Origin of the sequence: Streptomyces iranensis, from assembly GCF_017874715.1 — a bacterium.
Lineage (GTDB): Bacteria > Actinomycetota > Actinomycetes > Streptomycetales > Streptomycetaceae > Streptomyces > Streptomyces iranensis.
Genome location: NZ_JAGGLR010000016.1, coordinates 170,358 through 193,765, shown reverse-complemented (window position 1 = coordinate 193,765; position 23,408 = coordinate 170,358). Strand labels below are relative to the sequence as shown.

Annotated in this window: 16 protein-coding genes and 1 pseudogene; 5 read left to right on the top strand and 12 right to left on the bottom strand. The window is 72.9% G+C overall.

All coding sequences use genetic code 11. The features are described 5' to 3' along the window. Positions 1-71 precede the first annotated feature (71 nt). Together J2Z30_RS28355 and ddaH are read left to right on the top strand one after the other, a co-directional pair. A complete protein-coding gene (locus tag J2Z30_RS28355) occupies positions 72-452 on the top strand; it encodes a GntR family transcriptional regulator (RefSeq protein WP_044577626.1) in 381 nt (126 codons plus the stop codon). Between the two features lie 72 nt (positions 453-524). Continuing rightward, the gene (ddaH, locus tag J2Z30_RS28350) at positions 525-1,313 is read left to right on the top strand and encodes a dimethylargininase (RefSeq protein ID WP_044582130.1); all 789 of its coding nucleotides are present in this window, start codon (positions 525-527) and stop codon (positions 1,311-1,313) included. 127 nt (positions 1,314-1,440) lie between these two features. On the opposite strand, the gene J2Z30_RS28345 is transcribed toward ddaH, so the two are convergent. Next, positions 1,441-2,553, bottom strand: coding sequence for a DUF5925 domain-containing protein (locus tag J2Z30_RS28345; RefSeq protein WP_044577628.1), 1,113 nt, complete (start codon positions 2,551-2,553; stop codon positions 1,441-1,443). Positions 2,554-2,801: 248 nt separating this feature from the next. Here J2Z30_RS28345 and J2Z30_RS28340 point away from each other — a divergent pair, with 248 nt between their 5' ends. After that, positions 2,802-4,157 (top strand): GH39 family glycosyl hydrolase, encoded by a 1,356-nt coding sequence (locus J2Z30_RS28340; protein ID WP_107073577.1) that lies wholly within the window; start codon positions 2,802-2,804, stop codon positions 4,155-4,157. 71 nt (positions 4,158-4,228) lie between these two features. Here J2Z30_RS28340 and J2Z30_RS28335 read toward each other — a convergent pair whose 3' ends face one another. The 6 genes from J2Z30_RS28335 to J2Z30_RS28310 form a co-directional block, all read right to left on the bottom strand. Further along, complete coding sequence (locus tag J2Z30_RS28335; RefSeq protein WP_052701649.1) at positions 4,229-8,509, bottom strand: lipopolysaccharide biosynthesis protein; 4,281 nt, start codon at positions 8,507-8,509, stop codon at positions 4,229-4,231. A 4-nt stretch (positions 8,510-8,513) separates the two neighbouring features. Then, positions 8,514-9,296 carry a polysaccharide deacetylase family protein gene (locus J2Z30_RS28330; protein WP_245388549.1) on the bottom strand — a complete coding sequence of 261 codons (783 nt, stop codon included), beginning with the start codon at positions 9,294-9,296 and terminating at the stop codon, positions 8,514-8,516. A 526-nt stretch (positions 9,297-9,822) separates the two neighbouring features. Continuing rightward, a complete protein-coding gene (locus J2Z30_RS28325; RefSeq protein WP_308280102.1) occupies positions 9,823-11,022 on the bottom strand; it encodes a glycosyltransferase family 2 protein in 1,200 nt (399 codons plus the stop codon). 2 nt (positions 11,023-11,024) lie between these two features. Further along, complete coding sequence (locus tag J2Z30_RS28320; protein WP_044577633.1) at positions 11,025-11,837, bottom strand: glycosyltransferase family 2 protein; 813 nt, start codon at positions 11,835-11,837, stop codon at positions 11,025-11,027. Between the two features lie 368 nt (positions 11,838-12,205). After that, entirely contained in the window at positions 12,206-13,309 is a 1,104-nt protein-coding gene (locus tag J2Z30_RS28315) for a GNAT family N-acetyltransferase (protein WP_044577635.1), read from the bottom strand. Positions 13,310-13,315: 6 nt separating this feature from the next. Continuing rightward, positions 13,316-13,711, bottom strand: coding sequence for a hypothetical protein (locus J2Z30_RS28310; protein WP_044577636.1), 396 nt, complete (start codon positions 13,709-13,711; stop codon positions 13,316-13,318). A 453-nt stretch (positions 13,712-14,164) separates the two neighbouring features. On the opposite strand from J2Z30_RS28310, the gene J2Z30_RS28305 reads away from it, so the two are divergent. Then, the gene (locus J2Z30_RS28305; RefSeq protein ID WP_044577638.1) at positions 14,165-14,971 is read left to right on the top strand and encodes an SGNH/GDSL hydrolase family protein; all 807 of its coding nucleotides are present in this window, start codon (positions 14,165-14,167) and stop codon (positions 14,969-14,971) included. Positions 14,972-15,267: 296 nt separating this feature from the next. Here J2Z30_RS28305 and J2Z30_RS28300 read toward each other — a convergent pair. The 4 genes and pseudogenes from J2Z30_RS28300 to J2Z30_RS28285 form a co-directional block, all read right to left on the bottom strand. Next, positions 15,268-16,388, bottom strand: a pseudogene (locus J2Z30_RS28300) (serine/threonine-protein kinase); the annotation flags it as partial. Positions 16,389-16,405: 17 nt separating this feature from the next. Next, positions 16,406-17,899, bottom strand: coding sequence for a HoxN/HupN/NixA family nickel/cobalt transporter (locus J2Z30_RS28295; protein ID WP_044582134.1), 1,494 nt, complete (start codon positions 17,897-17,899; stop codon positions 16,406-16,408). Between the two features lie 239 nt (positions 17,900-18,138). Beyond that, on the bottom strand, positions 18,139-19,500 hold the full coding sequence (locus J2Z30_RS28290) for a tetratricopeptide repeat protein (RefSeq protein ID WP_044577640.1): 1,362 nt from the start codon (positions 19,498-19,500) through the stop codon (positions 18,139-18,141). Between the two features lie 185 nt (positions 19,501-19,685). Next, the gene (locus tag J2Z30_RS28285) at positions 19,686-21,200 is read right to left on the bottom strand and encodes a DUF4331 domain-containing protein (RefSeq protein WP_020872466.1); all 1,515 of its coding nucleotides are present in this window, start codon (positions 21,198-21,200) and stop codon (positions 19,686-19,688) included. A gap of 222 nt (positions 21,201-21,422) precedes the next feature. Here J2Z30_RS28285 and J2Z30_RS28280 point away from each other — a divergent pair, with 222 nt between their 5' ends. Beyond that, entirely contained in the window at positions 21,423-21,686 is a 264-nt protein-coding gene (locus tag J2Z30_RS28280) for a hypothetical protein (protein ID WP_044577647.1), read from the top strand. Between the two features lie 267 nt (positions 21,687-21,953). Here the strand turns inward: J2Z30_RS28280 and J2Z30_RS28275 are convergent, their stop codons facing one another. Next, on the bottom strand, positions 21,954-23,162 hold the full coding sequence (locus J2Z30_RS28275) for a type ISP restriction/modification enzyme (protein ID WP_044577649.1): 1,209 nt from the start codon (positions 23,160-23,162) through the stop codon (positions 21,954-21,956). Positions 23,163-23,408 lie beyond the last annotated feature (246 nt).

The window sequence follows — 23,408 nt, the reverse complement described above, 5'->3', positions numbered from 1 at the left end:
GGCTCCCCTCGACCTGGCACACAATGGGTGCCACAAACACCGTCCCGCCCCCACGCCCCAGGAGCCCCAACGTGGCCTTGCAGATCACCGTCGACCAGGACGCGGCGACCGCCCCCTTCGAGCAGATCCGCGCGCGGATCGCCGAGCTGGCCCGCTCCGGCGCGCTTCCCGTGGGCTACAAGCTGCCCACCGTACGCGGCTTCGCCGAGGAGCTGGGGCTGGCCGCGAACACCGTCGCCAAGGCGTACCGGGCCCTGGAGTCGGACGGTGTGATCGAGACCCGCGGCCGCCACGGCACCTTCATCGCGGCGGCGGGCGACGCGACCCTGCGCCGGGCCGCCGAGGCCGCCCAGACCTACGCCCAGCGGGCGCGGCGCCTGGGCCTGGACCGCACGGCCGCCCTCGCCACCGTCGAGGACGCACTGCGGGCGGTCTACGGCGACTCCGAGTGACTCGGCCGGGTAGCTCCGGCAGCGACCCCGCCTGACATGCTGTCCCCCATGACCAGCGCGCTGCCCAACCCCATGACCGGCCGTACGACCAGCCGCAAAGCCCTCGTCCGGCGCCCCAGCCCGCGCCTCGCCGACGGGCTCGTCACCCATATCGACCGCACCCCGGTCGACCCCGGGCTGGCCCTGCGGCAGTGGGAGGTCTACGTCGTGGCGCTGCGCGCGCACGGCTGGGAGACGGTCGAGCTGCCCGCGCTGGACGACTGCCCGGACGGGGTGTTCGTCGAGGACACCATGGTCGTCCACCGGAACGTCGCGGTGATCGGCCGCCCCGGAGCCGAGTCCCGCAGGCCCGAGACCGCGACCGTCGAGGAGGCCGTGACCGGCCTCGGCTGCTCGCTGAACCGGATCCGCGAGCCGGGGACGCTGGACGGCGGGGACGTCCTGAAGATCGGCGACACCCTCTACGTGGGACGCGGCGGACGCACCAACGGCGACGGCATCCGCCAGCTGCGCGCCGCGCTGGAGCCGCTGGGCGCGCGGGTGGTGGCCGTACCGGTCAGCAAGGTGCTCCACCTGAAGTCGGCGGTCACCGCGCTGCCGGACGGCACCGTCATCGGCTACCCGCCCCTCGTCGACGACCCGGCCGCGTTCCCCCGCTTCCTCCCCGTCCCCGAGGAGTCCGGCGCCCATGTGGTGCTGCTCGGCGGCGGCAAGCTGCTGATGGCGGCGAGCGCGCCGCGCAGCGCCGAGCTGTTCGCCGACCTCGGCTATGAGCCGGTGCCGGTGGACATCAGCGAGTTCGAGAAGATGGAGGGCTGTGTGACGTGTCTGTCCGTACGGCTGCGGGAGCTGTACGGCTGAGCAGCCGGGCAGCCGTACGCCTGAGCAGCGGGGCAGTCGGGCAGCCGTACGCCTGAGCAGCCGGGCAGCCGGGCAGTTCGGCAACCAGGCAGCCCCCCGGCGTACCCTCCCCTCGGCGTACGGCGTCTCAGAGGTACAGCCCCGCGTTGGACTCCGCCGACTGCGACGGCACGGCGGGCGGCCGGGTGCCGCGCCGCAGCGCGTACAGCTCCGCGAGCGTCGCCCCGTCCCGCCCGATGACACCTTCCCGGTCGTCGATCTCCCCACCGAGCCAGTTGACCGCTTCCGGCCGCGTCAGCTTGCCGACCTCGATCCGGGCCAGACACCGGCCGGGCCGGACCACCGCCGGGTGCAGCCGCTCCAGATCCTCGTTGGTGGTCACCCCGACCAGCACATTGCGCCCCTGCCCGAGCAGACCGTCCGTCAGGTTCAGCAGCCGGGACAGCGCCTGGCCCGCGGTGTGCTTGGCCTCGCCGCGGATCAGCTCGTCGCAGTCCTCCAGGAGCAGCAGCCGCCAGCGTCCCTTGGCCGTGCCGTCGTCCTCGCCGATCGCGATGTCCATCAGATAGCCCACGTCGGTGAACAGCCGCTCCGGGTCCAGGACGCAGTCCACCTGGCACCAGTCCCGCCAGGAGCGGGCCAGGGTGCGCAGCGCCGAGGTCTTGCCGGTGCCGGGCGGGCCGTGCAGCAGCAGGAGGCGGCCGGCGATGTCGTCCGGGGTGACCTTCATCAGCCCGTCCATGGCCTCGGCCACCGGCGCCGTGTAATTGTCGCGGATCTCCTCCCAGGTCCCGGCCGAGATCTGCCGCGTGGTGCGGTGCGGACCGCGCCGCGGCGAGACGTACCAGAATCCCATCGCCACGTTTTCCGGCTGCGGCTCCGGCTCGTCCTCCGCGCCGTCCACGGCCTGGTGCAGCACCTTCTCGGCCAGGGCGTCATCGACGGCGGTCACGGTCACATCCGCCCCCCGGTTCCACCGGGAGATCAGCAGGGTCCAGCCGTCACCCTCGGCGAGCGTCGCGCTGCGGTCGTCGTCACGGGCCGCGCGCAGCACGGTCGCGGACGGCGGCAGCAGCGTGGCGCCCGACCTCACCCGGTCGACGGAGTGACTGCGGGCGTACGGCTGCTCGCCGGTCGCGAAACGCCCCAGGAAGAGCGCGTCGACGACATCCGACGGCGAATCGCTGTCATCGACGTTCAGCCGGATGGGAAGGGACTTTTCGGCGGGTGTCGTAGGCAGGGTCTGCCTCCTGAGAACGGGGGGCCTGGTGCGTCGGTCAGCGCACCCGCCCCCATGATCCAGGACGGAGGGCGAAGGCGCACCAAGGTTTGTCGCCGTTTACCGAGCTGTTCCACGGAAGCCCACCGGAATGGGGGCGTTCACGGATACTCTTACCCGTTGTGGGGCCTTAGGGAAGGGAACGGGGCGGGTTGGCCAGGTTATGGCAAAAGAGGCGCCGGCGGACCGGCGCGTTGCTCGGCGTCGGCATGACCACGCTGGCGCTGCTGGTGACCACCTGCTCCAGTCGGCCCGGCGGGGACGGCGGGCGGCACGGATCGGAGTCGGCGCGCGGCACGGCCGACATCAGAGGTCCGGGCTGGGGATTCACCCATACCCAGTACAGCGCCGACCAGGGCACGGACGGCGGCCGTAGGGCCGCGGCGGACCTGCTGTCCCGCCACCCGATGCCGCAGAACCAGCACATCATGGGCTGGGGCGCGGGCAACCCCGAGCCGTCCCCGGGCGACTACGACTTCGCGGACCTCGACCGCCGTATCGCCCTGATGCGCAAGACCGGCACCGCGCCCGTGCTCACCCTGTGCTGCGCGCCCGACTGGATGAAGGGCGGCAAGCCGGGGCGTACGGACTGGTCGCAGAAGTCCCTGGAGACCGCGCCCACCCCAAAGCACTACAAGGACTTCGCCGCGCTCGTGGGGAAGATCGCCCGGCGCTATCCGCAGGTTCGCCACTTCATCGTCTGGAACGAGTTCAAGGGCTTCTACGACGACGCCAAGAAGCGCTGGAACTACGAGGGCTACACCCGGCTCTACAACCTGGTCTACCGCGAGCTGAAGAAGCAGAACCCCAAGAACCAGGTCGGCGGCCCGTATGTGGTCGCCGACAGCGACGCCCCGGGCGAGGGCGAGGGCGACGGCGACGCCGAGGTGAGCGGCCCCTGGGGCACCCTCGATCAGCGGTCCGCCGACGCGATCACGTACTGGAACGAGCACAAGGCGGGCGCGGACTTCGTCGTCGTGGACGGCTCCAGCTACACCCGCGAGGACGACCGGCTCATCCCGGACGCGTTCGGGGCCACGCGGAAGTTCCAGGACGTCACCCGCTGGCTGCGTACGACCACCGGGCTGCCGGTGTGGTGGGCCGAGTGGTATGTCGAACCGGACGACGGGGATGACGGGGATGATGGGGACGGCGGGGACGGTGGGGACGGCGGCCGGGCGCGCTGGAGTGAGGACCGCCGCATCGCCGTCCAGGCCACCGCGATGACGCGGCTGGCCCGCGGCGGCACCTCCGCCGCCTTCTACTGGAACCCGGAGACGACGGCCCCCGACTGCCCCGGCTGTCTGTGGCGCCCCACCGAACTGGACGACGGCGGCCGTGCGCTGCCGATGATGAAGCTGCTGAGCCGGTTCGCCAAGGAGTTCCCGCCCGGCACCGCCTTCCGCTCCGTGAAGATCGCCGCCGACGACCGGCCCAACGTCCAAGTCCTCGCCGACGATGACGCGGTGCTGGTCGTGAACACCCTCAACCGGCCGATCAAGGCGAAGATCGACGGCCGGTCGTTCGGGATGGACGGATACGAGGTGCGCTGGCTGAAGCGGTGACCCCGCGGCCGCCCGCCGTACGGCTAGGGCTAGGGATACGGCTACGGATAGGGATAGGGCTACGGCTTCGGCTACGCCATCGTCACGAAGCGCTGCACCAGCGACGCCACCACCACGACCAGCAGCGGCACCGCGAACCAGAACGAGCCCTGTAGCCAGTGCAGCCGCCGTACGCTCGGCCGCACCGCCACCCGCACCACCTCGCGCGCCGCCAGCAGCAGCATCAGCGCCACCGCCGCCAGCGCCCCCACCACCGACCACGGGGTCCAGGTGACCAGCGGACCGGTCGGCCCCGGCGCGGGCTCCGGCACGGCCCCGCGCGGCTGCCGCTTCAGCTCGTACAGCGCGGCGTCCCCGTTCGCGAACGCCCGGCGCAGCTCGGCGCGCTGGTCCAGGGAGCGCCGCAGCCGCTCCTGCCAGTGCTCGTCATAGCCGGAGTCGAGGGTGAGATAGGTGGACTGGCCGCGGCCCACCATCAGATACGAGTGCGGCCCGGCCTTGCGCAGCGCCGTGACCAGGCTGCCGACCAGCACCGGATCGCGCGGGGCCAGGGTGGGCTCGTAGCGGACCCGTTCCATGTCGCGGGCGCCCCACGGCATCGCGGGGGTGACGTTGTTGATGGGGTCGTCGCTCATCCACAGCACCCGTACGGTCGGCTTGTCGTGGGCGTAGACGTACTCCATCGCCGCCACCTCGCCCGGCCGCACCCGCTCGAACGTCTCATTGCCCCAGCGCGCCACCAGAAACCCGGACATCAGGGTCAGCCCGGCCAGCAGCGCGGCCAGCGGGCCCAGCCCCGTGGGAGCCGCGCCCATGTGGTTCGCGCCCCCACGGTTCGCGCCCCCACGGTTCGCACCTCCACGGTTCGCGCCCACGCCGGGGAAGACCGCCAGCGCGCCGAGCACGCAGGCGCCCGGCAGCGCGAACATGAAGACGCGCAGCGCCATCTCACCGCCGTACGACTGCATCCCGAAGCCCAGGAACGGCACGAAGGTCAGTACCAGCAGCGACCGCTCGGCGAACCCGGCGGCGCGCCGCCGCAGCACCCCCCAGCAGGCGAGCGCCAGCACCCCGCCCGCCAGCGCCACGCGGACGTACAGCACCAGCTTGTGCACGCTGCTGCCGCCCTCGATCCGGCCCGAGACGGACGAGGACACATTGCCGCCCACCCCGCCGACGCCGCCGAACAGCTCGTTCCAGTGGCCCGACCAGTACGGCTCGGCCAGGAACCCCACCCACATGGCCACCATCACCCCGCACAGCAGCGGCAGCCCGTACAGATTCGACCGGCGCAGCAGCACCAGCGCGGTCACCACGCCCAGCATCACGAACGGGGTCAGCTGATGGGCCGCCACCGACGCCGCGAAGAGCGCGATCAGCAGGCCGAGCAGGGCTGTGCGCTGGGCGGGCGTGGCCCGCGCGGCCTCGGCCTCGCCCGGCCACCGCTTACCGGGCAGCACCCGGGGTTCGCGGAACCACACCAGGAGCACGGCGACGAAGACGAGGTAGAGAAGGTAGGTGAACCCCTGCGGCGAGAAGTAGTCCTGACCGACCCAGCCACTCAAGCCGAACAGCCACACCGCCGTCCACTTCGCCCGCCAGCTCGCCCGCAGGGCGCGCAACAGCACCATCAGCGGGGCGAGACAGAGCAACTGGAGGAGCGTCGGCCACCAGCGCAGCACCTCGGAGAGGTCGTGCACCCCGGCCGCCTGGGCGAGGAACGCGGCCCCGGCGAAGAATCCGGGCCAGCTCCAGCGCGCGTCGAGATCCGGCACGGCGTGACCGGTCCGGCCGATGTAGTCCAGGAACCCCAGATGCTGCCACGCGGTCGGGAACCGCGGCTGCGCCTCCAGCACGGCGGGCACGGCGTGCAGAGAGACGACGGTCGCGAGGAGGACGACGGTCAGCAGGGCGCGGCGCGGCCGCGCGAGCCGCAGCGCACCCGCGAAGGCGGCGATCAGCAGCGCGGCCCCGAGCAGGGTGGCCTTGGGCAGCACCGAGACAAGCCCGAGCCCACCCATACGGTCGAGATCGCCGTCGTCCAGGCGCAACAGCGGCACCCAGTAGAGCGCAAGCCCGGAGCCCGCGACCGCCCACAGGACGGCCGCGCCTTTCCGCCCTGCTCGTGGCCCGGCGGACTCGGCGGGTCCGGCGGGTCCGGCGGACCCGGCGGCGGGTAGGCCCGCGGGTCCCGTGGGTCCTGTGGGTCCCGTGGGCCCCTGGCCCCGCTGCCGTCCTGCGGGTTCGGCGGCGGGCGGTGCGGCCGAGGCCATCATCGCCTGCGGCCCGGCCCCGGCGAGAGCCGAGGCCCCGGCCCCCGACAGCACCCCACCAGCCCCGCTCCGCGCCTGCGACGCGTTGGCACTGCCCTGGCCGATCGGCTCGCCGTGCGGCGAATCGGCGATCGACCACCTCCGCTTGGCCTCGGGAGGCTCGGCCGGGCCGCGTTCCGCACCGGGTTGCCGGAGCTTCGCATCCGCCGTCCCCAAGGGGCCCGGCTTCAGCACCGGCCACCGGTCCTTGGGCCCGGCCGTACCCCCGGCGGCCGGGATGCGCGGCGCACCGGCCGCGTCCCCGGCGGACGCCCCGGCGGGACCCGCGTCGTCGTCCGGGCCCTTGACCGGGCCGTTGACGGGGCCGTTGACGGGGCCGAGGGGCCCGGGAGCCGGGCCGTTTCGTGCCGTGTGACGTTCGCCGGTCGGGCGGTCCGTGCGCTCGGCGCGGGCCCGGGGGCCGGATTCCGAGCCCGAGCCCGAGCCCGAGTCCGACTCCGACTCCGAGTCCAAGTCCGAGCCCGTGCCGTCGGCAGACAGCGGGGCCGCGGACGGCAAGCGCATGCGGATGCGGATGCCGAGCGCGAGGGTGTCCGTGTCGAGGGCGGCGCGGAGGGCCCAGCGGGTGCCGTAGTGGTCCGCGTGGTGGTGCTTGCGGCGGCGGTCGCCGTCGACCGCGAGGTCCGCCAGATCGCCGTCCGGCGCGGTGCGCTGCTCCGGCAGCGGCGCCGGGGACGAGGGAGTCGATGGCGGCTCCGCGACCGGCGCCCCCGCCTCCCCCTTGAGCACGCGGCGCAGCCTTACCGCCGCGATCGTCGCGATCACCGCCAGGCTGGAGATCTCCGCGACCCCGGCCCCCGTAAGCCCCATCCGCGGCAGCAGCAGCAACGTCAGCCCCAGCACCAGCACACACAGCAGCCCCTGGAGCACCGCGAGACCCGAGGTACGGCTCTGCGCGCGCAGCACCGCGAAGTACACCTCGATGACCACCCGCAGCGCCGCACCCACCGCGAGCCAGCGCAGCAGCGGCGCCGCCGCCTCCGCGTAGCCGTCGCCGAAGACGCCGAGGATCTGGGGTGCGAAGACGAAGAGGAAGAGGCAGACCGGGACCATGATGCGGGCCATCCGGCGCAGCGCCGCGCGGCAGTTCTCGGCGAGCCGGGCCGGGTCGTGCGAGCCCTCGACGGTCAGCGAGGAGCCCATGTTGACGGCCAGCAGATTCGTGGTGCCGCCGATGGTGGTCGTGATGTAGAAGTACGCGTTGTCGGCCGCGCTGACCTGCGAGGCGACGATCACCGGCACGGCGTAGACGACCGCGAGCGAGAACAGCGACCCGGTGTAGTCCCCGGCGAGGAAGCGGCCCATCTCCCGGGGACCCGCGGGCCGGGCCCGCCCCTCCGTCGCCCTGATATGCCGGGGCACCAGACGGCGGAACACCAGCCAGCCCAGCGGCAGTACGGACACCGCGATCGAGGCCACCCAGGACACGAACACCCCGGCGGTCGGGATCGCGGCGGCCAGCGCGATGAGCAGCAGCAGCTTGGCGGCGGAGAACACCGTATTGCCCACCGGCACCCAGACCGCGCTGCGCAGCCCGGTCAGCACCCCGTCCTGGAGGGTCAGCAGCGACCAGCCGACGACCGCGACGATGAAGCCGAGGCCGTGCACCGTGCCGTGCAGAAAGCGGTACGACGGCCCCCAGGAGTTCAGCGTGAGCAGGAAGACCACCGCGGCCAGCGCCACGACCACCGAACTGGCCGCGTAGGTGGAGAACACCAGCCGGCCCGTGGTCCGCCCGGCGACCGGGATGAACCGGGCCAGCGCGCCCGTGAGGGTGACCGCGGTGAGCCCCGCGAGGAGCTTCATCGCGGCGATGGCCGCCGAGCCCTGGCCGACCGCGTCCTCCGTGTAGTAGCGGGCGGCGGCCAGCCAGAAGCCGAGGCCGAGGACCGCGGAGATGCCCGTGTTGAGCATCAGCGCGTAGGCGTTGCGGAACAGCGGGGCGTGCTCGCCGCTCCGGCCGCCGGACGGCCGCTCGGCGGCCGTCCGCTCCTCGGTCCGGATGGTCGTGTCGGACACGGGCTTACGTCACCTTCCGTAGAACCTGCCGTGGAAGCCGGGAGAGCTGACGGGATCGGCGCACCAGGGCGTACCCCTTGGTGAGGGCCCGGTCCCGGGCGAAGTCGCGGCACAGCGCCCGCCCGGACACCAGCCGCTCGAACTCCTCGATGCCGGTGGAGCGCCGCACGGTGACCCGGCGCAGCGCGTACGGGCCCTGACCGCGCGCGGCAAGCGCGTTGCCCACCGCGAGGGACACCCCGAACCCGGCCGAGCGCACCACCCGGCGCACCCGGCGGCTGGAGTAGCCGTAGGGGTACGCGAACGACACGGGCGGACGGCCCAGTTCGGCGGTGAGCAGATCCCGGCAATGGGCCACCTCGAACCACAGCCGGGCGTCGGAGAGCTGGTCCAGCTGCGGGTGGGTGTGGCTGTGCCCGCCGATCTCTACCCCCGCCTTGGCCAGTTCGCGCACCTGGCCCCAGTCGAGCATCAGGTCCAGGGCCCCGGCCGCCTGGTGCGGACCGCGCAGCCAGCCGGTGGCCGCGAAGAGCGTGGCCGCGAAGCCGTGGCGGTCGAGGACGGGGAGGGCGTGGCGGTGCACGCCTTCGTAGCCGTCGTCGAAGGTCACCACCACGGGCCTGGGCGGCAGCGAGGAGCCGCCGCGCCAGGCGTCGGCCAGCCGCGCGCAGCTGACCGGGGTGAAGCCGCGCTCGCCGAGCAGCGCCATCTGCTCGGCGAACGCGCCCGGCGCGACGGACAGCGCACGGGTGGCCCGCGCGGGGGTGTGGGCCACCGCGTGGTACATCAGGATCGGCACCGGCCCTGTCGTCACGGGGAGCCTCCCCGACCGACGCCGCCACGGCCCACGGCCGCGACCGTGACGCGTGCCGCTCTGGCGCCGACCGTGACGCATGCCGGGCGGGCGCCGGGCGGGCCGCCAACCGGGCTACCGCCCGGCGCGCCACCGCCCGGTTTCCCGCCGACCGTGCCGCCCACCGGGCTCCCGCCGGGTGTGCCGCCCACCGGTTTCCCGCTGGGTGTGGCGCTCGCCGGTTTCCCGCTGGGTGTGGCGCTCGCCGGTTTCCCGCTGGGTGTGGCGCTCGCCGGGCTCCCGCCGACCGTGCCGCCCACCGGTTTCCCGCTGGGTGTGGCGCTCGCCGGTTTCCGGCTGGGTGTGGCGCTCGCCGGTTTCCGGCTGGGTGTGGCGCTCGCCGGTTTCCCGCCGGGCGTGGCCCTCGCCGGGCTCCGGCTGGGCGTGCCGCCCACCGGGCTTTCGCCCGGTGCGTCGCCCGCCGAGGCCCTTCGCGGTCCGGTGGGCCCGACTCTTCCGCTCATGCCGCCCCCTCGTGTCCCGATCGGGCTGGTCCGTCGTCGGCTCGGGCGCTTGGCGCTGAGGGGTCCGGCACCGCCGTTGGCACCGCAGGGCCTGGCACCGATGGGTCCGGCACCGCCGCGATCGTGAAGCGGGGGCCGCCGCGGCGGGCGCGTGCGGTGCCCACCACATAGCCGCCCGCCGCCGCCGCGACGCCCGCCACGATCGCGCCCGCCCGACCGGCCCCGCCCGCGCGGCCGAGCAGGGCGTCCCGCAGCCCGCGGGCGATTCCCGCGGGCAGCACCCGGGTGGTGTAGCGGCGCTCGGTCTCCAGGCCCGCCTGGGCGCCCACGCTGCGCGTCACCAGGGCCTTGGAGAGGCCCTCGGCGTACGCCCGCGACCGGAAGTAGGCGAAGCGTTCGCGCGCGGCGGGCACCTTGTGGTGGATCACCGCACGGTCGTCGATCAGCAGCAGCGCGTCCGGCCGGGCGCGGGCGAGCCGGATGCACAGCTCGGTCTCCTCACAGCCCAGTGGGCGCCGGTCGCCGTCCCGGCCGATCCCGCTCGCGAAGCCCCCGGCGGCGTCGAACGCCTCCCTGCGGAACGAGGCGTTCCCGCCCAGGACGTTGCGTACCCGCACCCGCCCCGGCGGCAGCCCCCGGTAGGTGCACCCCACCACCCAGTCGAACTCATCGGGGAACCATGCCGGGCGGCGGCGCGACGCCCACACCGGGACGGTGCGCCCGCCGACCGCCATGACCCGTGGGTCGGCGTACGCGGCGGCGAAGTGGCGCAGCCAGTCCCGCTCTGCGACCGCGTCGTCGTCGAGGAAGGCGATCACCTCGCCGTGCGAGGCCGCGATGCCGGTGTTACGGCCGGAGGACAGGCCGCGGGGGCCCGCGTTGGCGAGCACCCGCACCCCCTGACCCGTCTCTGCCTGACCCGTCTCCGCCTGGCCCGTCTCCCCCTGATCCGTCTCCGCCTGGCCCGTCGCCGCCGTGGCCCCCCGTTCGTCCTCGTAGCGGTCCAGCAGCCGCCGCAGCAGACGGGCGTTGTGGTCCACCACCAGGAGCGTCTCGTGGGCGGGCAGCGACTGGGCCCGCACCGAGTCCACCGCGGCGAGGATGTCGTCCCAGCGGTCCTCGGTGTAGACGCAGATCACCACGGAGATCCGCACCCTCGGCGCCGTCCCCTCCTCGGGCGCCGGGACCGGGCGCACCGTCAAGACGCCTCCCCCCGGACCGCCGCGGGCGCCACCGCGGGGCGGCGCGGTCGCCGGGCGCCGCGCTCGCGCAGGATCACCTTCAGCACCCGCAGCCCGTCGCGGACGGCCCGCAGATTGCTCGCGCCGTGGATGCGCTCGTACTCATGGCTGGGGATCTCCTGGACCCGCAGCCCCGCCTTGACCACCCGGATGTTCATCAGCGTCTCCACCTCGAACCCGGCGCAGTCCAGCGCGATCTCATCGAGGCAGTGGCGCCAGAAGGCGTTGTAGCCGTAGCAGAGATCGGTGTAGCGGGCGCCGAACTTGCGGTTGACGATCGAGGTGAGCGCGCGATTGCCGAGCCTGCGGATCGTCGTCATGTCGTCCGTGCCACCGCCGTTGGCGAAGCGCGAGCCCTTGGCGAAATCGGCGCCCGAAACCAGCGCCGACACATAGCTGACGATCTCCGCACCATCGGCGGAGCCATCCGCGTCGATCATTACCACGATCTCGCCGGTGCAGGCGGCGAATCCGGTGATGAGCGCGTCCCCCTTGCCCTTGCCGGACTGTGCGACGACTTTCACCTCGGGCCACAGTTCCCGGGCCACCCGGACCGTGTCGTCGGTGGAATTGCCGTCGACCAGGACCACTTCATGGATCCAGTCGGGAAGGGTTTTGAAAACGTACGGAAGATTCTCGGCCTCGTTCATCGCCGGAATCACGACGCTCACCGGTGGCGCTATCGCGAGATGAGAGGACACCGGGCGGTACGGATGCGTACCGGCCGCCGGACCAATTTCCGGCACGGCCGGGCGCAGAAAGGAGCTCATGAGTCTGTTTTCCCTCTCGTCCGGTGGACCGTCCGCCCCACGGACGGTCCTTTGGTGTATCCGGTTCGAAAGGGGGGTTCTCACCCGCCCATGACGGCATCGACCACCGCACAAGGAAAAGTGAGCTGGCTGGTGTTACTGGCCTCGCGGCCCGCGTGCACGGCACACCCCGAAAAGCACCGGGACAGCCGGACGCGGCACCCCCCTACCGCGTTTCCCGCCCCGGGAACCATCGCGACGCTGTGAAGCCCCTCCCCTGGAGCCGCCTGGAATGATGGTTCCGGCACGGGTGGAAGTACGACGGTATTGACGTCGTAAACTCTATGGCAAGCCTGTTGCGGCTACACCCCCCTTGGTAATTTTGTTCGTCAGTCTTGTGGGTCCCTTTCCCGAAGGCTGCCCATGCGTTTGAGCAGTCGGTCGGCCGGCCCGAAGAGCTCCGGCCGGGAAACCACCGTATTCCGCAGTGCGCGCACCGGGGCGCGCCGCGCCCGATGACCGAGCGCCACCGGATGGCGGCGCGTCACCCACCCCTCCGACACGCTGAGATCGCGTGTTTTCAGAGAGTCCTTGTATTCCTTCTCACCGCGCCCGAGATCGAGATAGTCCATACCCTGCGCGGCGGCCCCCTCCGCCATCCGCAGATGCAGCACAAGTCCGGGCGAGAATTTGGCATATGCCGGGTCGTAGGCCGGAAACCAACAGGCGAGCACCCGTTCCGAACACAGCCCGAAATGCGCGGCCACCGGCCGTCCGCCCGCGTACAGCACCGACAACAGCCCCTGGCAGGAGGCGGCGCGGGTGTGGAAGAGCTGCTCCACCAGCCGGATGATCCAGGGACGGGCGAACCGATCGCTGCGCCCGGTCCTGCGGTACTGCGCGGACTTCCAGCCGATCAGGGTGCGCAGCACGGCCGGATCGCGCTCGTCGTGCACATAGCGCACCTCGCCCGCGTCCCGGCCCAGTTTGCGCTCCTTGGCGAGCGTGGTGCGGGTGAACTTCGGCGACCGGTCGCGCAGCCGGGTCAGATACGCCTCGTAGCCGCGCTCCACATCGATCACGGGGGAGGGGAAGGAGCCGCGGGCCCCCACCTCGAACGGCTTCTGCCCCTCCACGAGATGGTCGAACTCCCAGACGGTGAGGCCGCAGGCGCGCAGCAGCTCCCGGGCGTCCCACTGGAACCCGGGCCGGTGCACCAGGCCCTGGGCGTCCGACAGGCCGAGACCGATCGCCCGCCCCACCCCGAGCCGGGTGCGCTGAAAGGGGAAGAACGCCACCGGCTCCCCCTCCTCGCGGACCACCGCGATCCGCACCCCGCGTCTGCAGCGGCCGACGGCCAGCGTGAACTCCGGTGACAGAAAGGGGTTCGCCAGCTCCGGCGCGCCCAGCAGATGCGCCTGCGACTGCATGGCCGTCCACACCGCCCGGTCGGCCGCCGTCAGCTCGCCCGGACGATACACACCGATGTCCACGTTGTTTCAGTCCTGACTTCGTGTCATGCGTCGCCGCCGTGCGAGGCGGGTGAAGAGCGTCGGCACCAGGATCAGCAGGCTCACGGCCCCCACCGCCGCCACCCCGCCGCGCGCCGACCACATCCGCAGCGCCAGCATCGCCTCCGCCACCAGCAGATCCAGCGCGAGCGCACCCGCCACCGCCAGCACCGGACGGGTCAGCGCGTCCAGCCCGCGCAGCGCGCTGCCTATGGCCAGCGCGGGCGCCGCGAGCAGGAAGAACAGCGTGAACGGCGCCCGCAGCGGTGAGTGGACGTCGGCCAGCGCGAGTGCCGCGCCGAGGCCCGCGATGCCCACCGCGGCGCCCACGATCACCGGCAGCGAATCCCCACCCGCCGGTCTGTTGTCAGTGATGGTATGCATTGGCGACTTTGCCCCCCGAAGCGCCGGATGCCGGGCTTCAATGTCGCGCAGTCGACGGATGCCGTCAAGACGGAGAAAGTGTGCGAACGCGCCGTAGACGGGCGGACGGTTGAGCCCTCATCAGGGCTGGTCGCGCCGTGTGCGCCGGTCGTGCGCCGGGGGTGTTCGAGTGGGGTGACCGGGGGGTGTTCGGGCGGGGTGTTCGGGTGGGGTGTTCGGGCGTCACATGGTGACTCATCCGGATTCCATCCGACCTATGGATGTATCAGCCGCGTATCGAAAGATTTTTGCCAACTACCCGCATAGATCGGCCCGTTGCGCGGGATGACATATCCATGTCACACCATCGCAATCGATCCCCGCGGTGTGACTGACGGTTTCGAACGCGATTACCCATTTTTCGGGCTATCGCGCCTCACATCGGCACAGCAGTGATCCTGCTAGGGAGATCGAATGAAACTGTCCAGATTCACGGCGACGATGGGTGCGTTCGCCGTCGGTGCCGTCCTCGCCCTCACCGGGACCGGCACGGCCCAGGCCACCGAGAACAGCGCGGGCCCCGCCTATGTGGCGCTGGGCGACTCCTACTCATCCGGCGTCGGCGCGGGCAGCTACGACGGCGCCAGCGGCAGCTGCAAGCGCAGCACCAAGGCGTACCCCGCCCTCTGGGCCGCCTCGCACGCCCCCTCGAGCTTCAACTTCACCGCCTGCTCCGGCGCCAAGACCGGCGATGTGCTGAACAACCAGCTCGGTCCGCTGAACTCCGGCACCGGCCTCGTCTCCATCTCCATCGGCGGCAATGACGCGGGCTTCGCCGACATCATGATGACCTGTGTGCTGCAGTCCGAGTCCACCTGCATCAACGCGGTCAACAGCGCCAAGAACTTCGTCCAGAACACCCTGCCCGGCAAGCTGGACCAGGTCTACAACACCATCAGCGCCAAGGCCCCCTCCGCGCATGTCGTCGTCCTCGGCTACCCGCGGTTCTACAAGCTCAGCGGCTCCTGCGTCGTGGGCCTCAGCGAGGCCGAGCGCGCCGCGATCAACAGCGGCGCGGATGTTCTGAACTCCGTCACCGCCAAGCGCGCCGCCGACCACGGCTTCAGCTTCGGCGACGTCACCGCGACCTTCACCGGGCATGAGATCTGCTCCGGCAGCGCCTGGCTGAACAGCGTCACCTTCCCCATCGACGAGTCCTACCACCCCACCGCCGCCGGCCAGTCCGGTGGCTACCTCCCGGTCTTCAGCTCAGCCGCCTGACCCGCGGCCGCCACCACTCGCAGGGGAGGGGGCCCCGTCCGCCGGGGCCTCCTCGCGGGCCCCTCCGCCGTCGCGGGCACGCGGTTTCGCCGCGCCTGTGGCCCCCCGCCCCAGACCCCGGGCCCCCGCTACCAAGGGCTTCGCCCCTGGACCCCGGGGGCCGATGACCGGGCGGGCGCCCGCGCACATCGCGGTCGTCCGGCCCGGGGTCTGGGGCGGAGCCCCAGTTGTGGGAAGGGGCGGGGAGGGGCGGGGAGCAGCCCGCCGCAGGCGTCACGGTCCGTTGGACGCGCCTAGCCGCCGTTGTTCAGCAGCGCCCAGGCCAACCCGCCCAGCGACAGCACGGCCAGCAGCGCCCCGGCGACCAAGGCCGCCACCGCGGCCCGCTGCCGCCGTGGCGGCGGTGGCTCATCGGCGGGCCCCGCCGGACCGTCCGGGGCCGGGGGATTCGCGGGCGTCGCACCGGGCTCCGGTAACCGGCCCAGGGGCTCCGTCTCCGCCGTGGCCACAGGCCCGAAGGCGTTCGAGGACGACACCGAGCCGCCCGCCGGTGTGCCTCCCGCGGCCACCAGCCGCAGCAGCCGTTCCGCCTCCGCCGCCGGAAGCCGCCGCCGCGGATCCTTGTCCAGCAGCCCCTCCAGTACGGAGGTGAGCGGTCCGGCCCGGCGCGGCTCGGGCAGCGACTCGTCCACCACGGCGCGCAGCGTGCTCAGCGGGGTGTCCTGGCGGAACGGCGAGAACCCCTCCACCGCCGCGTACAGCAGCACGCCCAGCGACCACAGATCCGCCTCCGGCCCCGGCGACCGCCCCAGGGCGCGCTCCGGGGCGAGGAACTCCGGGGAGCCCACCAGCTCCCCGGTCAGCGTCAGCGCCGCATCGCCCTCCACCACCGCGATCCCGAAGTCCGTGAGCACCACCCGGCCGTCGTTGGCCATCAGCACATTGCCCGGCTTCACGTCCCGGTGCAGCACGCCCACCGCATGCGCGGCACGCAGCGCGGCCAGCACCTCCGCGCCGACGCGCGCGGCCCGCGCGGGCGGCAGCGGCCCCTCGGCGTCGAGCACATCGGCCAGCGACAGCCCGCGCACCAGCTCCATCACGATCCACGGGCGGCCCTCCATGGCCACGTCGTGGACGGTGACCACATTGCGATGCGACACCCGCGCCGCCGCCCGGCCCTCGCGCTCCATCCGCGCGTACAGCCGGTCGATGTCGCGGTCCCCGAGCCCGGCAGGGGCGCGCACTTCCTTGATGGCGACCTCGCGGCCCAGCGCCTCGTCGTACGCGCGCCACACCATGCCCATGCCGCCCCGGCCCAGCTCGCCCAGCAGGCGATAGCGGCCGCCGCCCACCCGCTCGCCCTGCCGCCCGAAACCCTCTTCGCCCATGGCCGAGCCCCTCCCCCTCAACCGAGCAATTCGGGCTGAATGTACCTCAACCGAGCGTGGTTGCCGCCCCCCTGAGCACCAATCCGCACCCCAACGCGAGGACGACGGCGGCGGTTCCGACGGGCGAGGCGCGGCGCACCGCCCCCAGCAGCTGGTCGATCCGGCCCCCGGACCCCTTGCGCGCCGCCAGCCGCTCCGTGGCCCGCACACCCAGGCGCACCGCGGTGAACCCGGCCAGCGTGAGCGTCAGCGCCAGCCCGAGCCCGTACGCCACCACCAGGACGAAGCCGAACCACGCCTGGCCCAGCGCGGCCGCGCCGACGAGCACGATGACGGCGGAGGGGCTGGGCACCATGCCCCCGGCGAAGCCGAGCAGCAGCGTGCCGCGCAGGGTGGGGCGCACCTCGTGGGTGTGGGTGTGACCGTCGCCGTGGTCATGGGTGTGCGTATGCCCGTGGGCGTGGGCGTGGTCGTCCTTATGCGCGTGGTCGTGGTCGTGGTCGTGGCTGTGGTGGTGGGCTCGCATGTGCCGACGGCGGCGCAGCGCCTTGCGGAGCAGTCCCGCCCCGGCTACCGCCACCAGCACACCGCTCGCGATGCCCAGCCATGAGATCACCGAGGGGGCGGCCGCCGAACCCGCCGTGACCAGCAGGCCCAGCGCGAACACCCCCAAGGTGTGGGTGACCGTCACCGACGCGCCCAGCGTCAGTATGTCGCGCAGCGCGCTGCGCCCGCCCGCCGCGGCCGCCGCCGCCATCATCGTCTTGCCGTGGCCGGGGGCCAGGGCGTGCATCGCGCCCAGCAGGACGGCGGTGGCGAAGGCCGTAAGGGCGAAGCCGAAGGTGATGTCATGGCGCGCCACCATCGAGGTGAGCGCCTGCGTCCACCGGTCCACCCCGCGCGGCAGCACCGACGAGCCCACCGCCTCGTCCCGGTCGGACTCCGCCGCGCTCGCCAGCGCGGGGCCGCCCGCCTCGACCTTGAGGGCGGCCGACCGCTGGTCGGGCGGCGAGGAGAGCTGCCCCGCCGGGTAGCGGACCAGCCGGTGGGAGGCGGAGGTCTTGGGGACGTTGGCATCGGTGAGCGTCATACGGTCGCCCTGTGCCGTCACCTCCCGCCAGCCGGGGCCCGTACCGATGTCGCGCGGGCGATACGCGACCGTCGCCCGTTCGCCGTCGCCCAGCGCGGCCGTGAGGCGGCACTCCACCCGCAGCGTCGGCAACCCGGCCTGTCCGGGGCGCTGACGGGCCTGCGCGCGCCCGGCGCGTACGGGCACCTCGCGCCCGTCGACCGTCAGCCGCGCCCCCTCCGCCGCACCGGCGCACCGCCGCGCCGCCCACGCGCCCAACTCCCGCCCGGACAGCGCGTCGTCGCCGTCGCGGTCGATCTCCGGCTTCGCCTGGGCGGCGGGGATCTCGGCCAGGTCCTCGACATGGTCGACCCGCAGCGTCCCGGGGGTGACCACGAGCCCGTCGTAACGGTTGACGGTGAAGTTCCCGAGCGGATGCGCCTCGGCACTCCCCGCAGGCAACACCACCATCGCCACGGCCCCCACCAGCACCCCGAACGCCCCCAGCCGCCAACGGGCACGCCGCCCAGGGCTCCGGGTCGGAGATGCGGCCGCGAGCCGCCAATGGGTCCCTTGCCCAGGGCTCTGGGTTTCACGGCCGCGCTGCCGGGGCCTCTCGGTTTCGTCGGCGGGGTATCGGGTGCGGAGCGCCGGGCGGGGGGCGGGGAGCTGGTCGTCCCCGGTTCGGGAAGGGGCGGGGTGGGGGAGTGTCATCGGGCGGCCTCCAGCTCCTTCAGCGCCGCCTTCGCCGCCCTCGCGCCCGTGGGGGAGAACCCCGGGTTGAGGTCGAGTGCGGCCTTCAGGCGGCGGCGCGCCGATGCGTCGTCGCCCAGGGACTTCTCGATGACGCCCCGGTGGTAGAGGAACGCCGCGTTGCGGTAGCCCGGTTCGGCGGCGTCCTTGGCGTACTTCAGGGCCTCCTCGTCCTTGCCGTTGCGGTGCAGGGCCCAGGCCAGCGCGTCGGCGGTGTGTACGGTCCGCCGCCGGTCCCACTCGGCGCGGGCCGCCTTCAGCGCCTCCTTCACATCGCCGTGGTCGGCCGCGACCAGCGCGCTGTCCAGGTCGGTCGCCACCCCGTTGGCCCGTGCGAGCGCGATCCAGGTGTCGACCACCGAGTACTGCCCGCGCGCCTTGGAGCGGTCGCCCCGCGCCTCGTACGCCTCGCCCAGGGCCGCGAGCTCGGCGGGCAGCGGATAGCGCCGTACGACCGCCTCCAGATCGCGGATCCCCGCCTTCTGGCGGCCGTCCGCGACCGAGGTGCGGCCCTGGCCCTCCAGCGCCGGGAGATAGCCGGGAACGGCGCGCAACGCGGTGCCGTACGCGCGCCGCGCGGTGCCGTACTCGCCCTGGTTCCAGGCCAGTTGGCCGAGCGCCGTCGACACATAGGCGATATCGCTGGGCGAGGTGGCGGAGTCCTGGGCGCGCAGCAGCACCCGGCGCGCCCCGGCCGGGTCGCCGCGCAGTTCGTGGACGTAGGCGAGGCGGGTGAAGACGGGGATGCCGGGGCGCAGGGAGTCGGCCTTCTTGGCGGCCGTGTACGCGTCCTTGTAGCGGCCCAGTTCGACGAGGGCGTCCACCCGGACGGCCAGCGCCCCCTGGCTGTAGGAGTTCACCTTCAGGGCCTTGTCGGCGTCGCGCAGCGCGCCCCGGAAGTCATGGCGGGCGGCGGCGAGCGAGGCGCGCCCGGCGAGCGCCACGTCGTTGTCGCGCGGCTCGAGGGACAGGGAGCGGGCGAACGCCTTGTCCGCCTGCGGATAGCGGGTGGGGTCGCCGCTGGTCCTGGCCTGTTCGACATAGGCCGAGCCGAGACCGGCCCAGCTCTCCGCGTCCTTCGGCTCACCGCGCAGATGGGTCTGCATCGCGTCGATCTGCCGGGCGAGGCCGTCGCCGCTGAGCTGCTCGTACCGCGCGGCGGCCGGGTGCACCGCGCGGGCGGCGTCCGGGCCGCCGCCGGATCCGCCCGGCCCGTCCGAGGCGTCGATCACGATCGAGGCGGCGGTCAGCCCGGCCGCGAGCGCGAACACCACGGCCGCGGTCCGGGCCGTGGGGGGGAGGGATGGCCGTAGAGCCATGGTGACAGCTGCCTTTCGCTGAGCTACGAACGCGCGGAACGGACGGGCGGACGGACGGAAGGGCGGGCGGACGGACGGGCGGACGGACGGAAGGGTCGAACGGGTGAGGAGGAGCCTGGGCGCGGCCGCCGCGCGGGTTTCGGCGGGGCCGCGCCCGGTGGTACGGGCCCGGTGGCACCCGCGGTTCAGTGCCGGCGCACGCGCGGAGCCCGCCGGCGCGACCGCATCCAGAGGAATCCGAGGCCCAGCAGCAACACGGCCCCGCCACCGGCCGCCGCGGACCCGGCCAGCAGCATGTTGTCGTCGGAGGAGGAGCCGACGCCCGAGCCGCCGTTCAGCAGCGACTGCCCGGCGCTCTTCGAGACGGCCTTGGCGTCCGAGCCGGAGCTGGGCAGCGCCAGATACGGGAAGGAGCCGCCGAACTTCTGGTCGTTCTCGTCCACCGCGTCGCCCAAGTCGTTCTTCTTGCCGAGCAGCTCGCCCTCCATGGCCTGGAGCGCGATGTCCAGGACGTCGTCGGAGAGCCTGCGGCCGTTGGGGAAGCCCGCGTTGTCGCCGTCCAGGACGCCCAGCCGCTTGGGGCTGCCGTTGGGTTCTATGGAGGTGTTGAGCCGGAGCTCCTCGGCGGGGCGGACGTTCGGTGGCTGGTTGAGCTTGGGCACACCGGTGAGGAACGCCTGCACCAGGTCGTCGCGCGGGGTGTCCGGCGCCTTGATCTTGTAGATCTGCTCGACCAGCTTGGGGAGTTCGGGGTCCTGGACGAACTTCAGGAACTGCCCGTCGTCCCACGGCGAGGAGGCGTTGAACTTGTCCTTGTCCTTGCGCGGGATGACCACCTCGTTGACCAGCGGGCTGCCGAGCCGGGAGACCTGGGTCCAGTCGCCGTCGGCGGTCTGCCGGTGGGTGGTGGCCCAGACGCCGATCACCGGCTGGTCCTTGGACTCGGTCAGCGCCGACGTCGGCACCTGGAGGGCCATCGACTGGACGTTGTAGCCCTTGAGGGTGTCGTTGCCCACCTCGGACATGTCGCCGCCGTACAGCAGGTCGAAGACGCGCAGATCGAGGAAGAACGGGTCGTCGGCCTGACCGGCGAAGGCGGTCGAGCCCCCGCTGTAGCCGATCTTCTGCACCGACTGGTCGCGGAGCTTGGAGTAGTCGGGCATGGACGCCTTGCCGACGTTCGACGGCGCGACCGGCAGATCGCTGCCCAGCTTGGCGCGGGCGACGGCCTTCTGATGCTTCAGCTTGATGACTTCGAGGTCGTATGTCTGGGTGAAGTTGAGGGTGGCGTCCTCGATCGAGTTCACCGGCCCGGTGTTGTAGAGGAACGTGTCGCCGTTCTTGAGGTGGTCCTTGAAGGTCCACCGGAAGAGCAGATCGCCCTGGCCGTCGCCGTCGTTGTCGACGTGCAGGTCGTAGCGGGCGTCATGGGCGAACTTGTAGAAGTTGGGGCCGCCCGCGGGGTCCTGGAACGGCAGCACATTGACGACCATGGTGGTCGTGTCCGGCTTGTCCGGGCTGACAAACGCGTAGACGTCCGTGGCGTCGTACTGCGGCTGACCGGAGATCAGCGGCGCCTCGCGGTGGCTCGAAGCCTGCGCCGTCCCGGGCTGCAGTACGGCCACTCCGGCGGCCGTGAGCCCGCCGGCGGCCAGTGCGCAGCTGACCAGCGTGGCCAAGCTCTTGGTGATTGCGGTCATCCTGTAGGTCCTTCGCACGCTTGTTGGAGCAGTCCTTCATGCGGCTATTCGGACCCGGCGGACGAATGGATTGGTCGGCCCGGAAATTTGTTTGCGCGTGATAGGTATCGTCAACACCCTTGACGTGGTGGTGAATCCGGAACCTGGGATGCGTGGGTGACGGCTCGGGGAGGTAGGGTTACTCTGCCCGGGGCGGGTGCCCTCGTACGGGTGGGGAGTGTCATGGAGCAGATAACGGTACGGAGCAGGCCACGAGTGCCTGCGATCAACTGCGGAAGCGGTGCGTCCAGTGCGCGCCTCGAGCGCCATCTCGCGGTGATGGGCGGCCCTGCCGTCCCGCAGCGGGAGGCGGAGAGTGCGGCGGTGCTGATGCAGGAGCTGACCGCGCGCGACCACGCGCGCGTGAAGAACAGCCGGAGTGCGCGGGTGTCGCTGTTCGCGCCGCTGCGCCGGTTGCGCCGTTCACTGTTCGGCAGCCGCGGCTGACCCGGCCGGCCCGTAGGCGTCTTCGTCGTCATCCCGGGCAGGCACGGGGTCAACCGGTTCGCTCCAGCCGGTGAGTTCCGTGCTGTGATCCACCCCACGCCGTTGTCGCCGTGGGATGCCGACGAGAGGCCACGACCGGCCGCCGTGGCCGCGGTGCGGCCGTGGCTTTGGTGAGAGATCTGAGAGATCGGCGCGCCCGGGGGATGGGCGCACAGCCCCACGAGGCGGGCTCAGAGCCCCAGTCCGCAAGGCGGGCACATAGCGGGCTCAGAGCAGGGCGAATTGCCCCTCCGGGCCCTCTTCGTGGTGATCCAGTACGGACGCCGGGCGCCGCGCCGCGCCGGGCACCGGCAGCACCCCCGCCCCCCGCAGCTCCGCCGTGTCGATCAGCGCGCCGTCCGCCACCCGGTCGGCGAGCGCCCGCAGCTCCGGTCGCAGCTCGGCGAGCAGCGCCAGCACGGTGATCAGCTCCAGCAGCTCCGAGGTCCACGCGGACGGCCAGCCCGCCGGGCCGATCGCCTCCAGCGTGCCCGGCTCCCGCGCGGCGGTGCGCTGCTCGAACCAGGTCTCCAGCACCCGCACCCCGCCCGCCTGGAAGTCCCATGCGGCCTGCGGGACGGGCGAGATGCGGCCCTCGCCCAGCAGCAGGGCCTCCTCGTCCGGGTCGTAGTCCAGCGAGCCCGGCAGCCCGCTCGACGGAAGCGCGGCGCGGACATAGGGGCGCCGGCCACCCGGCATGCGCGGGCGTTCACCACTGCGCGCCCCGCGCGTATGCAGCCACAGCGCGCGGCGGCCCAGCTCCACGCCCGATCCCCACAGCTCCGGGTCGGCGGTCAGGGGTACGGCGCATGGCGCGCCGCGCGCCGTGGCGGCGGTCCAGGCCAGGAAGTCCTCGGCGGTCACCGGGCGGCCGAGCCGCGTGGTGAGGTGGTCCAGCAGCCCGGGGGCGAGATTGGGCTCCCGTCCGTCGGGGCGGCGGTAGAGCGGACGGATCCGGCCGGGGCGGCCCGCGGGGGAGTGGCCGTCCGGCAGCAGCGCGGAGAAGGTGAGCACCGGGTCCGGGTCCGGTCCCGCGGCCTCGACGACATGGATCTGCCGGTCGTCCGCCACCCGCCACAGCTCGGGGCGGGCCGCGTCGATCAGCCGGTGATCCGGTATCAGCCACTGCTGGTCGAAGGGGCCGTGCGCGATCCGCACCGGCTCGGGGCACGGCCCGTCCTCGCGCGCCAGCCGGGCCGTGGAGGTGGCCTGGCCGGGCAGCTGCGGTACGGAGCTGTGCGGCGTACGGGCGCGGGTCGGCCGGAACAGCGCGGCCCGCGCCGCCTCGTCCTCGGCCCGCGTCAGCCGTTCCCAGCGCGCCCCGAGCGAGGCCGCGTCCGGTCCCATGACCCAGGCCCGCCCGAGCCGCAGCGGCCCCACGGCCCACGGCATCAGGTCACCCAGCGGCGGCGCCTCACGTTCTCCCACGCCCGGCATGGTATCGATGCCGCCCTGTCCTTCCAGGGGGCTGCCCGACGTCCAGGGGGCTGCCCGACGTCGTCCGCCGCCGCTCCGGTGGCTCCGGCCGCCGTGGCCACGGCACCTGGGACTGTGCGGCCCGGCTGGTCTTTCCCCTCCCCGCCCCTTCCCGAAACTGGGGCCCTGCCCCAGCCCCCGGACGCGCTTCGGGCGTGTCCTCAAGCTCCCCCAGCGGTAGCTGGGGGAGTTTGAGGAGCGGGGTCT

Coding starts and splice junctions, on each gene's coding strand:
- ddaH (WP_044582130.1), top strand. CDS start 525: ATGACCGGCCGTACGACCAGCCGCAAAGCCCTCGTCCGGCGCCCCAGC.
- J2Z30_RS28340 (WP_107073577.1), top strand. CDS start 2,802: ATGACCACGCTGGCGCTGCTGGTGACCACCTGCTCCAGTCGGCCCGGC.
- J2Z30_RS28330 (WP_245388549.1), bottom strand. CDS start 9,296: ATGTACCACGCGGTGGCCCACACCCCCGCGCGGGCCACCCGTGCGCTG.
- J2Z30_RS28320 (WP_044577633.1), bottom strand. CDS start 11,837: ATGAGCTCCTTTCTGCGCCCGGCCGTGCCGGAAATTGGTCCGGCGGCC.
- J2Z30_RS28310 (WP_044577636.1), bottom strand. CDS start 13,711: ATGCATACCATCACTGACAACAGACCGGCGGGTGGGGATTCGCTGCCG.
- J2Z30_RS28305 (WP_044577638.1), top strand. CDS start 14,165: ATGAAACTGTCCAGATTCACGGCGACGATGGGTGCGTTCGCCGTCGGT.
- J2Z30_RS28295 (WP_044582134.1), bottom strand. CDS start 17,899: ATGGTGGTGTTGCCTGCGGGGAGTGCCGAGGCGCATCCGCTCGGGAAC.
- J2Z30_RS28290 (WP_044577640.1), bottom strand. CDS start 19,500: ATGGCTCTACGGCCATCCCTCCCCCCCACGGCCCGGACCGCGGCCGTG.
- J2Z30_RS28285 (WP_020872466.1), bottom strand. CDS start 21,200: ATGACCGCAATCACCAAGAGCTTGGCCACGCTGGTCAGCTGCGCACTG.
- J2Z30_RS28280 (WP_044577647.1), top strand. CDS start 21,423: ATGGAGCAGATAACGGTACGGAGCAGGCCACGAGTGCCTGCGATCAAC.
- J2Z30_RS28275 (WP_044577649.1), bottom strand. CDS start 23,162: ATGCCGGGCGTGGGAGAACGTGAGGCGCCGCCGCTGGGTGACCTGATG.